Source organism: Trichococcus collinsii, assembly GCF_900107505.1.
GTDB classification, from domain to species: Bacteria; Bacillota; Bacilli; order Lactobacillales; family Aerococcaceae; genus Trichococcus; species Trichococcus collinsii.
This window is the reverse complement of record NZ_FNQH01000008.1, coordinates 51,741-64,670: the sequence shown is the minus strand read 5'-3', so window position 1 is coordinate 64,670 and position 12,930 is coordinate 51,741. Positions and strand designations below refer to the sequence as shown.

Annotated in this window: 11 protein-coding genes; all 11 read right to left on the bottom strand. The window is 49.2% G+C overall.

Annotated features, from left to right (window positions below; translation table 11 throughout):
- Window positions 1-85 precede the first annotated feature (85 nt).
- Window positions 86-1,078 carry a zinc-binding dehydrogenase gene (locus BLV66_RS13450; RefSeq protein WP_093114571.1) on the bottom strand — a complete coding sequence of 331 codons (993 nt, stop codon included), beginning with the start codon at window positions 1,076-1,078 and terminating at the stop codon, window positions 86-88.
- A gap of 96 nt (window positions 1,079-1,174) precedes the next feature.
- Window positions 1,175-2,449: a phosphoribosylamine--glycine ligase gene (gene purD / locus BLV66_RS13445; protein WP_086986319.1), complete on the bottom strand. Its 1,275-nt coding sequence runs from the start codon at window positions 2,447-2,449 to the stop codon at window positions 1,175-1,177.
- A 372-nt stretch (window positions 2,450-2,821) separates the two neighbouring features.
- The gene (purH, locus tag BLV66_RS13440) at window positions 2,822-4,363 is read right to left on the bottom strand and encodes a bifunctional phosphoribosylaminoimidazolecarboxamide formyltransferase/IMP cyclohydrolase (protein WP_086986320.1); all 1,542 of its coding nucleotides are present in this window, start codon (window positions 4,361-4,363) and stop codon (window positions 2,822-2,824) included.
- A gap of 88 nt (window positions 4,364-4,451) precedes the next feature.
- Window positions 4,452-5,024 carry a phosphoribosylglycinamide formyltransferase gene (gene purN, locus BLV66_RS13435; RefSeq protein WP_086986321.1) on the bottom strand — a complete coding sequence of 191 codons (573 nt, stop codon included), beginning with the start codon at window positions 5,022-5,024 and terminating at the stop codon, window positions 4,452-4,454.
- Window positions 5,021-6,070, bottom strand: a complete 1,050-nt coding sequence (purM, locus tag BLV66_RS13430; protein WP_086986322.1) for a phosphoribosylformylglycinamidine cyclo-ligase — start codon at window positions 6,068-6,070, stop codon at window positions 5,021-5,023. Before purM ends, purN begins: the two co-directional genes overlap by 4 nt.
- Window positions 6,070-7,530, bottom strand: coding sequence for an amidophosphoribosyltransferase (gene purF, locus BLV66_RS13425; protein WP_086986323.1), 1,461 nt, complete (start codon window positions 7,528-7,530; stop codon window positions 6,070-6,072). Before purF ends, purM begins: the two co-directional genes overlap by 1 nt.
- Complete coding sequence (gene purL, locus BLV66_RS13420; protein ID WP_086986324.1) at window positions 7,506-9,734, bottom strand: phosphoribosylformylglycinamidine synthase subunit PurL; 2,229 nt, start codon at window positions 9,732-9,734, stop codon at window positions 7,506-7,508. Before purL ends, purF begins: the two co-directional genes overlap by 25 nt.
- Window positions 9,734-10,414 carry a phosphoribosylformylglycinamidine synthase subunit PurQ gene (purQ, locus tag BLV66_RS13415; protein WP_086986325.1) on the bottom strand — a complete coding sequence of 227 codons (681 nt, stop codon included), beginning with the start codon at window positions 10,412-10,414 and terminating at the stop codon, window positions 9,734-9,736. The genes purL and purQ overlap by 1 nt, the downstream gene beginning before the upstream one ends.
- Window positions 10,414-10,665 (bottom strand): phosphoribosylformylglycinamidine synthase subunit PurS, encoded by a 252-nt coding sequence (purS, locus tag BLV66_RS13410; protein ID WP_068562113.1) that lies wholly within the window; start codon window positions 10,663-10,665, stop codon window positions 10,414-10,416. The genes purQ and purS overlap by 1 nt, the downstream gene beginning before the upstream one ends.
- A 62-nt stretch (window positions 10,666-10,727) precedes the next feature.
- A complete protein-coding gene (gene purC / locus BLV66_RS13405; RefSeq protein ID WP_086986326.1) occupies window positions 10,728-11,438 on the bottom strand; it encodes a phosphoribosylaminoimidazolesuccinocarboxamide synthase in 711 nt (236 codons plus the stop codon).
- 192 nt (window positions 11,439-11,630) lie between these two features.
- On the bottom strand, window positions 11,631-12,929 hold the full coding sequence (gene purB / locus BLV66_RS13400; RefSeq protein ID WP_086986327.1) for an adenylosuccinate lyase: 1,299 nt from the start codon (window positions 12,927-12,929) through the stop codon (window positions 11,631-11,633).
- Window position 12,930 lies beyond the last annotated feature (1 nt).

The window sequence follows — 12,930 nt, the reverse complement described above, 5'->3', positions numbered from 1 at the left end:
CGCTGAACTTCTGAAACAGCATACTCAGTATAGCATAGCGTTATGGGGAGGTTCTGCTTTCCCACTGGAATTTTTTTGTTACGGATCAGCCGATCTGCAGGGCGATTTTCCCCGTCTGTTCGGCATTTTCCAACCGCATGAAGGCCTCCTTGAAATCCTCTACAGGATAAACGGCGTCCACCACTGGATGGAGTTCATGTTCCTCAACAAAACGGATCATCGCTTCATATTCTTCAAAACTGCCCATCGTCGAACCTTTCAGCGTGTACTGTCCGTAAAAGAATTTCCGCAGATCGAAGGTGACCAGATCGCCTGTCGATGATCCGAAAGTCACAATGGTGCCGCCTCTGCGGACCGCATCCAGCGATTTGTCGAAAGTGGCTGCTCCAACCGACTCGATCACCACATCCACTTTTTCGCCGCCCATCGCTTCCACCCAATCTTCATCGTGCAACAAGCCTTTGTCGGCTCCGTGCTGCAGCGCCTTTGTCAATTTTTCTTGGGAGCGGGAAGTGACATATACAGTCGCTCCAACGGCCTTGGCGAATTGCAGCAGATAATTGGCCACTCCGCCACCGATGCCTGGAATCAGGACTTTCATGCCTTCCGACACGCCGCCTTTTGTGAATAAGGCGCGGTAAGCTGTCAACGCGGACAGGGACAGGACGCCTGCTTCTTCCCAAGACAGATGAGCCGGTTTATGGACAGCAGTCTCTTCGGAAACAACGATTTCCTCGGCCATCGCGCCCTGCTCGGAACTCCCGAGGATCGTGAAAGTTTCCGGGGCTGTGTCGCTGTTCTCGCGCCAACCGCTTCCGGGATAAAGCATCACTTCATCGCCGATCTTGAAACGCGTCACTTCTTCACCTACAGCCACGACGATGCCGGCAGAATCTGAGCCTATGACCACCGGGTGCTTCTCATGGACTTGGCTCAAGGCAAAAAGGTCGCGATGATTCAGTCCCGCTGCTTTGACCTTTATTTTTATCTCGGAAGGTCCTGCAGGCTGTTCCGTACAGTCTTCCCATTTCAAACCTTCCAATCCGACTTTTCCGCTGTGAATCAATGTTTTTACCATATCAATCACTCCTTAAATGGATATTTCCGTTAGATTCAGTATAGCTTTCCCGGGAAGAAATACAAAGAGGGAGACCGCAGCCTCCCCCTCAACTTGCTATTTTTCCGTAAAACGAATCGCTTTTGCTCCGATATCGGAACGATAGAACGTATGCGCAATCGGATTTGCATTCAGATAACGGTAAGCTTTGTCCTGCGCGTCCTGCAGCGTTTCGCCTTGGCCGGCGATCAACAGGATGCGTCCGCCGTTGGACAACAAACCTTGTTCGCCAGCCTTCACGCCTGCTGCATAGACGATGCAGTCCGCATTTTCCGTATCCAGATCAGGCAACGGGATATCTTTCATCGGCGCTTCCGGATAACCTTCAGCGGCAACAACGACACCCAACGTGTAACGATCGGTATACATTTCGATGATCGGATCTTTTCCGTTCAGGATGTCATCGATGACTTGCGCCAAGTCGGAAGCCATCTGGTTCATGATGACCTGTGTTTCCGGATCGCCGAAACGGGCATTGAATTCGATGACGCGCAACCCTTTGGCGGTGATCATCAAGCCGGCGTAGACAACTCCCTTGAATGGGATGCCCTCAGCCACCATCGCCTCTACAGTCGGTTTTACGACCGTATCCAGCACTTCTTGAATCATAGCTTCAGATACTTGCGGTACAGGTGAATAAGCGCCCATGCCGCCCGTATTAGGGCCTTTGTCGCCATCATAGGCGCGTTTGTGGTCCTGTGCGACTCCTGAATAGTAATACTTCGCACCGTTCGCCAGCGCGAACAACGAGAATTCTTCCCCTTCAAGATACTCTTCGATGACGACTTTCGGCTTGCCCGCTGCATATTTGCCTTGCAGGAGCATGTCGTTCAGTGCATCCAGAGCCTCCGTCATCGTCATCGCGACAACGACGCCTTTGCCGGCTGCCAGACCGTCTGCCTTGATGACGATCGGAACGCCATTGGCTTCCACATAAGCAACCGCTGCTTCATAGTCCTCGAATGTCTCGTAGGCTGCAGTCGGGATGCCATATTTCTTCATCAGGTCTTTTGCGAACTGCTTGGAGCATTCCAAGTCGGCCGCTTTTTTGGAAGGTCCGAAGACTTTCAGTCCAGCCGCTTCAAATGCATCCGTAACCCCTTCAAACAACGGGATTTTCGGTCCGACGAAAGTCCAAGCAATGTTGTTGTCTTTGACGAATTGAACCAATCCTTGATGGTCGTTTTCCGCAATGTCGACTAACGTGATGCCATCCTGGGCCATCCCTGGGTTGCCTTTGGCGCAGTAAACAGTCTCCACCAACGGGCTTTGAGTTAATTTTTTAGCGATGGCATGCTCGCGTCCGCCACTGCCGATTACAAGAAGTTTCATCTGTTAGATCCTCCAACCTTTTATATGAAGCTTGATATTAGTGCCAGTACTCAAAATGCTAACGACCTCAAACGTCGCACTGTGACGTTTGAGTGCCTAAGCTGACAACCGCACACGGACAAAAAGCGTCCGCTTTGCGTTTGCCCTCTTAGTGCTCAGGGTCTAAACGGATTTTGTCATGGCTCTTGCGATTTCAATCGCTTAGAGACATGATACACTTGACCGGAAACGGTCACAGTGCATCCTTTGTCTCTTAATCGAGTTCTGAAACCCAGACCCCTCCGCCTAAGCTGACAAACGCACACGGGCAAAAAGCGCCCGCTTTGCGTTTGTCCTCTTAGTGCTCAGGGTCTAAACGGGTTTCATCTCATCTTAATGTCTGAAGTGTCTTACGCTTGTTTTCAGCATCGTGATGCCGTATTTGTTTGCCATTTCGATTGAATCTTGGTCCTTGATGCTGCCGCCTGGTTGAACGATTGCTTTGATGCCGTGTTTGGCAGCATATTCCACGCTGTCGTTCATCGGGAAGAAAGCATCACTCGCTAATACAGCGCCTTCGATGGCGTTGGCCGCTTCAGCTTGCTCGATTGCGATTTTGACGGATCCGACACGGTTCATCTGGCCTGCGCCGATGCCGACTGTCTGTTTGCTGTTTGCCAATACGATGGCGTTGCTCTTCACGTGTTTAACGATTTTCCAGGCAAAATCCATTGCTTTCATTTCATCTTCGGTTGGTTGACGGTCAGTCATGACTTCCCAGTTAGCCGGTACGTCTTCTGTATTGATGTCCTGTGTCTGCTCCAACATGCCGCCCAATACGGAAACAAATTCTTTTCCGCCGGCTTTTGCTGCAGAGAAATCCAAAGTCATGATGCGGAGGTTCTTTTTCTTCGATAAGATGGCTAATGCTTCTTCTGAAAAGCTCGGTGCAAGGACGATTTCCAAGAACATGCTGTTCAATTTTTCTGCTGTTGCAACATCCAAGGGACGGTTTGCAACCACGATGCCGCCAAAGATGGAAACAGGGTCGGCTGCGTAACAACGATCGAAGGCTTCGTCGATGTTTTCAGCGATGCCGACGCCACAAGGGTTCATATGCTTGACGGCAACCACAGCGGGCTCATCAAATTCGCGGGCGATGCGGATTGCCGCATCAGCATCTTTGATGTTGTTGTAGGACAATTCTTTTCCGTGGATTTGAACAGCACTTGCGATCGAGAACGGCACAGCAAGCGGTTCTTGGTAGAAAGTCGCGGTTTGGTGGCCGTTTTCTCCGTAACGCAGGCTCTGCTTCAGATCATAAGTCAATGTCAATTTTTCAGGTTCGGTTTCGCCGACCACATTGGTCAAGTATTGCGCAATCAAAGCATCATAGCTGGCTGTGTGACGGAACACTTTTGCAGCCAAAGCTTGGCGCGTCTCGAAAGTCGTTTCGCCTGCAGCTTCCAATTCGGCAAGGACTTTTTCATAGTCGATCGGATCTGTCAAAACAGTCACGCTTGCATAGTTCTTAGCCGCGCTGCGGAGCATGCTTGGGCCGCCGATGTCGATGTTTTCGATGGCATCAGCCAAGGTCACATCGTTTTTGCTGATCGTTTCTTTGAATGGGTACAGGTTGACGACAACGAAATCAATCGGTGCAATATTGTGCTCTTTCATGGCTTGCATATGGTCCGCAAGATCACGTCTGCCCAAAAGTCCGCCATGGATCAGTGGGTGCAACGTTTTTACGCGGCCGTCCATCATTTCAGGAAAGCCGGTTACATCCTCTACGGAAATAGTCGGTACGCCAGCCTCTTCCAAAGCCTTTTTCGTTCCGCCAGTTGAGATGATTTCGATTCCTTTTGCTGCTAATGCCTGCGCAAATGCTACAACGCCTGTTTTATCTGAAACACTGATCAATGCTCTTGTCACTGTGTGTCACTCCTTAAATTTATGATGGATTCATGTGGTTCTAACAAAAGGAAGGACTTCCGCAATCGCGGAGTCCTCATCCATTTTGTTAGCCTTTATTCTTTTGTGCCAGTTGCTGGATCACTTGCGGGAAGATCCGGTGCTCCACTTGATGGATGCGGGTCTCCAAAGTCTCCAGAGTGTCCTCCGAAAGGATCGCCACTTTTTCTTGCGCGATAATTGGGCCGGTATCGACTCCTTCATCAACAAAATGGACAGTGACGCCTGTCTCCGGAACGCCTGCTTCGAAAGCATCCTGGATGCCATGCCGACCCGGAAAATCAGGCAGCAAGGACGGGTGGATGTTGACGATGCGGTCGGCGTAGGCCTTCAACAAAGTCGGTCCGACGATCCGCATGTAGCCGGCCAGTACGACCAAGTCGACCTTTTCTTCAGCCAGATGCTTCAAAATTTCATTTTCGTAGGCGACCCGATCCTCGAAGCCTTTCGGCGTAAAGGAGATCACCGGGATATTGTATTGTTTGGCGCGCTCGATCGCATAGGCGTTCGGCTTGTCGCAGAACAGGAAAGCGATCGTCGCATCCACTTCGCCTGACGCGATGGCTTCGGCGATGGCTTGAAAATTCGAGCCGTTTCCTGAAGCAAAGACAGCTATCCTCATGCTTGAGCCTCTTTCAGGATAACCTCTTTTTCTGATGTTTTTGCAGCCACAGATCCGATTACGTAGGCTTTTTCATCGTTCTCGGTCAGAACGCCGAGCACTTCCGTCAAGTTTTCGGGAGCGATTGCCAGCACCATGCCGATGCCCATGTTGAAGATTTCGTACATTTCAAGAGCCGGGATGTTGCCGATTCTTTCCATCACTTGGAAGATCGGCAAGACAGGCCAGCTACCTAATTTGATTTCCGCTTGGACGTTCTCAGGAAGCATGCGCGGCACGTTTTCGACGAAGCCGCCGCCTGTGATGTGGGCAACGCCATGCAGCAGTTGTTTTTTGATCAACGGCAACAGGGCATTCACGTAGATTCTTGTAGGCGTCAATAAAACGTCGCCCAATTCTTGGTCTTCGATTCCTTCAACCTTGTCTGTCAATTTGTAGTCATTGTCCTTGAAGAAGATTTTGCGCACCAAGGAGTAGCCGTTCGAATGGATGCCTGATGAAGGCAGCCCAACCAACACATCGCCTTCTTTGATCAAGGCAGGTGTCAACAAAGCATCTTTTTCCGCAATTCCTACCGTAAATCCAGCCAGATCGAAATCTTCCGGATCGTACATATCGGGCATTTCAGCTGTTTCTCCGCCGATCAGGGCAGCCCCGGCTTGGACGCAGCCTTCAGCTACGCCAGCTACGATCTGCTCCAATTTTTCCGGACGGTTTTTGCCGACAGCTACATAATCCAAGAAATAAAGAGGTTCTGCACCTTGCGCTACGACATCGTTGACGCACATTGCGACACAATCGATCCCGATAGTATCGAATTTTCCGGCTTCGATGGCCAGCATCAGCTTCGTGCCGACACCATCCGTACCCGATACAAGCACAGGTTTTTTGTAGTTCAATTCAGAAAGGTCAAAGTTTCCGCCGAATCCGCCGACTTCGCCAAAAACGCCTGGACGTTTCGTGCGGTCGATGTGTTTCTTAATGCGGCTTACTGTTTCATAACCGGCTGTGACATCCACACCCGCTTTTGCATATGCGTTTTCCATCAAACTTGTCCTCCCTTTAGATTCTCTTTTTGAATAGCTGTCATATTGTTCACGTAATCCGCTTCATAGTCATAAAGCCCAGTCGGATAGACCCCGTTAAAGCTGTCCATACACAAGCCTGAATACGGCATATCAAATTTCAACCCGATTGAATCGATCAGACCCTCTTGGCTAAGGAAAGCCAAGCTGTCCGCACCGATATACGCGCAGATTTCATCGACGGTCATTTTAGCAGCGATCAGTTCAGCTGACTTGCTGATGTCGATGCCGTAAAAACTTGGGTAGATCAAAGGTGGCGAAGAGATGCGGACATGCACTTCTTTCGCTCCTGCTTCTTTCAACAAAGTCACGATGCGTTTGCTGGTCGTCCCGCGCACAATGGAATCATCCACCATGACGACGCTCTTGCCATGGACAACCCCTTTTACGGCGGATAACTTCATTTTCACTCCCAATTCGCGCAGCTCTTGCGTTGGTTGGATGAACGTACGTCCGACATATTGGTTCTTGATCAGACCCATCTCATAAGGCGTTCCGCTTTCTTCCGCGAATCCGCTCGCCGCGGACAGGGAAGAGTTTGGCACACCGATGACGATATCGGCAGTCACTGCAGGTGCTTCGATGGCCAAACGCGTTCCCATCCGTTTGCGCGCAGTATGCACGTTCACGCCGGCAATATTGGAATCCGGACGCGCGAAGTAGATATACTCCATCGCAGCGATGGAGATGGTTGTGTCATCGGTATATTTTTCGATCGTCAAGCCGTTGTCGTCAATGATCGCCAGTTCGCCGGCATTGACGTTGCGGACAAAATCAGCGCCGATTGTATCGATGGCGCACGTTTCGCTGGCCATCACATACGCGCCATTCGGCAATTGGCCAATGACAAGCGGACGGAATGAATTCGGATCGACGGCACCGAACATTTTTTCTTCAGTCAAAAGGATATAAGTGAAGCCGCCTTTGACCTGATTCAAGCTCTCTTTGATCTTTTCGATCAGGCTGTCTTTCTGGCTGCGTCTGATCAGATGCATCAGAACTTCCGTGTCCGAAGTCGAGTGGAAGATGGCGCCATTTTCCTCAAGATTGCGGCGCAATGATTTGGCATTCACCAAGTTGCCGTTGTGGCAAATAGCGATGTCCATATCATAGAAATGGTATAAAAACGGCTGCACATTTTCGATGCTGTTCTGGCCGGAAGTGGAGTAACGCACATGCCCGATGGCACGGTTACCGGTCAACCGTTGCAGATCATTCTCGTCCTTGAAGACTTCGCTGATCAGTCCCAGATTGCGGTGAACCAACAGTTTTCCTTCATCACATGAAACTATCCCTGCACCCTCTTGTCCGCGGTGCTGCAAGCTGTGCAAACCGAAGTAAGTCAACTGGCTGGCATTATCGTCTCCCCAAATGCCGAATACGCCACATTCTTCGTTTAAGCTTTTTGTTTCAGCAAGCATGGAATAGCCTCCTCCCATTTCGTTTGTACTTCTTTAACATCCAAAGTGATTGTTTCATTCGCGGCAGCGATTTTTGCGACAGCGTCAGCAGTCACGGTTCCGATTTGTGCAGCAGCTGATCCGAAGATCGCTTCCACAGCAGCAACATTTTCAGGTTTCACGGTCAGGATGAAGCGTGATTGCGTTTCGCTGAACAACAACGTTTTATCCATATCAATCGTTACATCAAAACCTAGGCCAGTGTCAAAGACGCTCTCCATCAAGCCGACAGCCAAGCCGCCTTCTGATAAGTCATGCGCGCTTGCGATCAGACCAGCTTTGATTGCTTTCAGGACGTTCGCTTGGTTTTCTTTTTCGACAGCCAAGTCAAAGTCCATCAGTTTCCCTTCGATTTTGCCCAATTCCATTTTTTGCAGTTCGGACCCGTTGAAGTCCGCTTTTGTAGCGCCGATCAGGACAATGCGGTCGCCGGCAGTCTTGAAGGCTTGCGTTGTGATGTGCGCAAGATCCTCGATCAAGCCGACCATACCGATCATCGGTGTCGGATAAACGGCCACGCCGTCTGTTTCGTTGTAAAGGGAAACGTTCCCTGAGATGACAGGTGTATCCAATTGGCGGCAAGCTTCAGAGATGCCGTCCGCGGAAGTGCTCAATTCCCAGAAAATTTCTGGTTTATCAGGGTTTCCGTAGTTCAAGCAGTCTGTGATCGCCAATGGTTTTCCGCCGCTGGCAACGATATTGCGGGCAGCTTCAGCGACAGCGATCTGTCCGCCGATTTCCGGATTCAGATACAGGTAACGGCCGTTGCAGTCCGTTGTCATTGCGATCGCTTTTTTCGTGCCGCGGACGCGGACGACTGCAGCATCGCTTCCTGGCCCTACGACAGTGCTGGTGCGGACCATGGAATCGTATGTGTCATAGACGCTCTTCTTGGAAGCCAACGTCGCTTGTTGCAATAAAGCCACTAATGTATCCTGCGCTGATGTGAAGACAGGTTTGTAGTCTTCCATAGCTGCGAATGCAGCAATGCGGGCAGGTACTGCAGTCGGTTTGTAGTAGACCGGTGCATCCTCAGCCAAAGCATCAACCGGAAGTTCAGCCACCACTTTGCCAGCATGGGACAGACGGTACATGCCATCATCGGTAACTTCACCGATCACGACTGCATCCAATTCATATTTTTTGAACAGGTCGACGATGCGTTGCTCTTCGCCCTTCTTGATGCACAACAGCATACGCTCCTGCGACTCGGAAAGCATCATTTCGTAAGGTGTCATTTCTGTTTCGCGCTGCGGAACATCATCAAGGTTCAACAGCAAGCCGCTGCCTGCCTTTGAAGCCATTTCTGAGCTGGAAGAGACCAAACCGGCAGCACCCATGTCCTGGATACCGATCAAAGCGTCGGAGTAGTCATAAATGCATTCCAAACAAGCTTCCATCAACAGTTTTTCCATGAACGGATCACCTACTTGGACAGCCGAACGTTGCGCTTCTTCCTCTTCCTTGAATTCTTCGGAAGCGAAAGTAGCGCCATGGATACCATCGCGGCCAGTTTTTGCACCTACGTACATAATCGAGTTGCCGACTCCGGCAGCTTGACCTTTTTGCATATCTTTTTGATCGATCAAGCCGACGCACATTGCGTTGACTAACGGGTTTCCTTTGTAGCAAGGGTCGAAGACCGTTTCGCCGCCAACAGTCGGAATACCGATACAGTTGCCGTAACCGCTGATACCAGCAACGACTTCTTCGAAGATGTGTTTCGTGCGCTCATTGTCCAATTCGCCGAAACGCAAAGAGTCCAGAATCGCAATCGGGCGTGCGCCCATGCTGAAGATGTCACGGATGATTCCGCCGACACCGGTAGCAGCGCCTTCATAAGGCTCGATAGCTGATGGGTGGTTGTGGCTTTCCGCTTTGAAAACGACAGCTTGGCCGTCGCCGATATCCACGATACCAGCGCCTTCACCAGGTCCTTGCAAAACTTGCGGGCCGGTAGTAGGGAATTTTCTCAGGACTGGTTTTGAATTTTTATAAGAACAGTGTTCGCTCCACATAACGGCAAACAGACCAGCTTCAGTATAATTCGGCAAACGATGCAAAATTTTATCGCAGATTGTGCCGTACTCTTCGTCTGTCAGACCCCATTCACGATAAATTTTGGATTCTTTTACTTGTTCTGGCGTTGGTTCTAAAAATGCCATTATTTGTTCAGCTCCTTCTTATAATTTTCAACCATGGATTGGAACAGGCGCAGGCCGTCCGCAGATCCCAGCAAAGCTTCGACAGCACGCTCCGGGTGAGGCATCATGCCGAGGACGTTGCCTTTTTTGTTGATGATGCCGGCGATGTCTTCGATGCTCCCATTCGGGTTGCCGTTGGCATAAGTGAATACGATTTGGTTGTTGGCTTTCAGATCAGCCAAAGTCTCTGCATCGCAGAAGTAATTTCCTTCACCATGCGCGATCGGAACAGAGATGATTTCGCCTTCTTTATAGAGGGAAGTGAATTGCGTATCGGCATTCACGACTTTCAGATCCTGTGGTTTACAGACGAACTTCAATGTGTCATTGCGGCGCAAAGCACCTGGCAATAAGCCAGCTTCAGCCAAAATTTGGAATCCGTTGCAAGTGCCGAAAACAGGCTTGCCTTCTTCAGCGAAACGGACTACTTCACTCATGATGTTCGAAAAGCGGGCAATCGCACCTGTACGCAAGTAATCGCCATATGTGAATCCGCCGGGCAATAAGACAGCATCGAAACCTTCTAGACTTGTTTCATAATGTTGCACATACTCTGCATCTTCTCCAAGAATATCTTTAATGGCTGCATACATATCTAAATCACAGTTAGATCCAGGAAAAACGATGACAGCGAATTTCATTAAGCTTCAACCTCCTGAATTTCGTAACGGTAAGTTTCCATAACCACGTTAGCAAGCAACTTGTCGCAAATTTCTTCGATGACTTGCTCAACGTTCTCTTCATCTTTGGATACTTGGATTTCAAAATATTTTCCAATGCGGATATCTTCGATTGTTGGGTAGCCCATACGGTGGACGGCACCCTTCACGGCTTCCCCTTGCGGATCCAATACTGAGTCTTTATACGTTACATACACGGTTACTTTATACATGTCCAAATTCCTCGCTTTTGTTTTTTTATTTTTTTTTTATTCGTTGGTTGCATTCGGATGGCTTACATTTTGTTCAGGCGGTCCAGCACTTCCACATAGACCGGGATCAGATCTCCCAAGTCACGGCGGTAGATGTCTTTGTCCAAGTGCTCGTTCGTTTCGATATCCCAAAGGCGGCAGGTATCCGGTGAAATTTCATCAGCCAGGATGATTTCTCCCTCAGCTGTCTTGCCGAATTCGATTTTGAAATCGATCAAGCGAATACCGATTGCCTTGAACATTTCAATCAAGGCTGCATTGATCTTCAGCGCTTGTTGCTTGATTTCTGCAACTTCTTCTTCAGTTGCTGCTCCCAGAACTTGTACATGGGCATCATTGATGAAAGGATCATTGAGAGCATCGTCTTTGTAATAGAACTCCAAAACAGGGAACGGCAAGTCGATGCCTTCCTCCATGCCGAAACGTTTCGCGAAGCTTCCAGCGGATACATTACGGACAACCACTTCCAATGGGAACATATTGACTCTTTTTACTGATTGTTCGGTTTCTGACAGTTCTTGGATGTAATGGCTTGCGATTCCCTTTTCAGCCAGATACTCGAAGATGCGGCCGGTGATCTGGTTGTTGAGTCTGCCTTTGCCCTCGATAGTGTCCTTCTTTACGCCGTTTAATGCGGTAGCCTGATTTAGGTATTCTGCCCAAAGGACATTCTCCTGATCTGTGGCGTACATCTTTTTAGCTTTCCCAGTATAAAGCAATTCTTTTCTTTCCATCGTTCCCGTCCCTTTCTAAATCCGAACATTAATTTGTATAAACGCCTAATTCATTCGTTTATATTGTATCATCTGCCACCCGCTTGTCAATGGAATTTTCATGAAAATTGAAATAAATTCTGGTTTTTTTTCACTGATTTCAAGGCATCTTGTGTACAGAAAAAGGCCGGAACCGTAGTCCCAGCCTTTCCATCAGTCGCCTAAACCAAGTCTTTCGAATACTTCGTCGACGTGACTCAAGTGATAGTTATAGTTGAAGGCATCAGCGATGTCTTCTTTCGTTAATTTTGCCATAATGACTTCATCCGCTTCCACCAATGGACGAAAATCGGTCTGATTATCCCATGAAAGGGCAGTCTTCGGCTGTACCAAGTCATAAGCTTCTTCACGGCTCATGCCTTTGTCGATTAATTTCAACAGAACGCGTTGGCTATAGATCAAGCCGAAAGTCGCATTCATATTGCGGAGCATATTTTCAGGGAACACGGTCAAGTTCTTGATGATGTTCGCAAAACGATTCAGTTGGTAGTTCAACAATGTCGTTGCGTCCGGTAGGATGATCCGTTCTGCTGAAGAGTGGGAAATGTCGCGTTCATGCCATAAACCCACATTCTCGTAAGCAGTGACCATGTAGCCGCGGATGACACGGGCAAGGCCAACCATATTTTCGGAACCGATTGGATTGCGTTTGTGCGGCATAGCTGAAGAACCTTTTTGGCCCTTCGCGAAGAATTCTTCCACTTCACGGGTTTCTGATTTCTGCAGTCCGCGGATTTCAGTAGCGAAGCGTTCGATGCTTGTCGCAATCAGAGCGATCGTTGCCATGTATTCGGCATGCAGATCGCGCGGCAGAACCTGCGTCGAAATTTCTTGCGGTCTTGTGCCCAATTTTTCGCAGACGTACTCCTCCACGAACGGCGGGATGTTTGCAAAAGTCCCGACAGCCCCGCTGATTTTTCCGGCTTCAACACCTTTAGCGGCATGTTCAAAACGCTCGATATTGCGTTTCATTTCCGAATACATCGTAGCAAGCTTTAGTCCGAATGTCGTAGGTTCCGCATGTACACCGTGCGTACGGCCCATACAGACAGTCTTTTTGTGTTCTTTCGCTTTTTCGCCGATGATTTCCAACATATTCTGCAGATCCTTGCGTAGGATATCGTTGGCTTGTTTCAATTGGTAACCGTAGGCAGTATCGACCACATCAGTACTCGTAAGGCCATAGTGGACCCATTTTCTTTCTTCTCCCAAAGATTCGGAAACGGCGCGTGTGAACGCCACTACGTCATGTCTTGTCTCTTTTTCGATTTCAAGGATACGATCGATATCAAAAGTTGCATTCGCGCGGATTTTAGCAACGTCTTCAGCAGGGATTTCGCCTAGGGCAGCCCAAGCTTCATCAGCAAGGATTTCAACCTCCAACCAGCATTTGTAACGATTGTATTCGGACCAAACTTCAGCCATCTCAGGGCGTGTATAACGTGTAATCATT

What these genes read in the sequence shown, in the direction of transcription:
- purB (WP_086986327.1), bottom strand. Translation starts at nt 12,929, where the DNA reads ATGATTACACGTTATACACGCCCTGAGATGGCTGAAGTTTGGTCCGAA.
- BLV66_RS13450 (WP_093114571.1), bottom strand. Translation starts at nt 1,078, where the DNA reads ATGGTAAAAACATTGATTCACAGCGGAAAAGTCGGATTGGAAGGTTTG.
- purC (WP_086986326.1), bottom strand. Translation starts at nt 11,438, where the DNA reads ATGGAAAGAAAAGAATTGCTTTATACTGGGAAAGCTAAAAAGATGTAC.
- purN (WP_086986321.1), bottom strand. Translation starts at nt 5,024, where the DNA reads ATGAGGATAGCTGTCTTTGCTTCAGGAAACGGCTCGAATTTTCAAGCC.
- purD (WP_086986319.1), bottom strand. Translation starts at nt 2,449, where the DNA reads ATGAAACTTCTTGTAATCGGCAGTGGCGGACGCGAGCATGCCATCGCT.
- purL (WP_086986324.1), bottom strand. Translation starts at nt 9,734, where the DNA reads ATGGCATTTTTAGAACCAACGCCAGAACAAGTAAAAGAATCCAAAATT.
- purS (WP_068562113.1), bottom strand. Translation starts at nt 10,665, where the DNA reads ATGTATAAAGTAACCGTGTATGTAACGTATAAAGACTCAGTATTGGAT.
- purF (WP_086986323.1), bottom strand. Translation starts at nt 7,530, where the DNA reads ATGCTTGCTGAAACAAAAAGCTTAAACGAAGAATGTGGCGTATTCGGC.
- purM (WP_086986322.1), bottom strand. Translation starts at nt 6,070, where the DNA reads ATGGAAAACGCATATGCAAAAGCGGGTGTGGATGTCACAGCCGGTTAT.
- purQ (WP_086986325.1), bottom strand. Translation starts at nt 10,414, where the DNA reads ATGAAATTCGCTGTCATCGTTTTTCCTGGATCTAACTGTGATTTAGAT.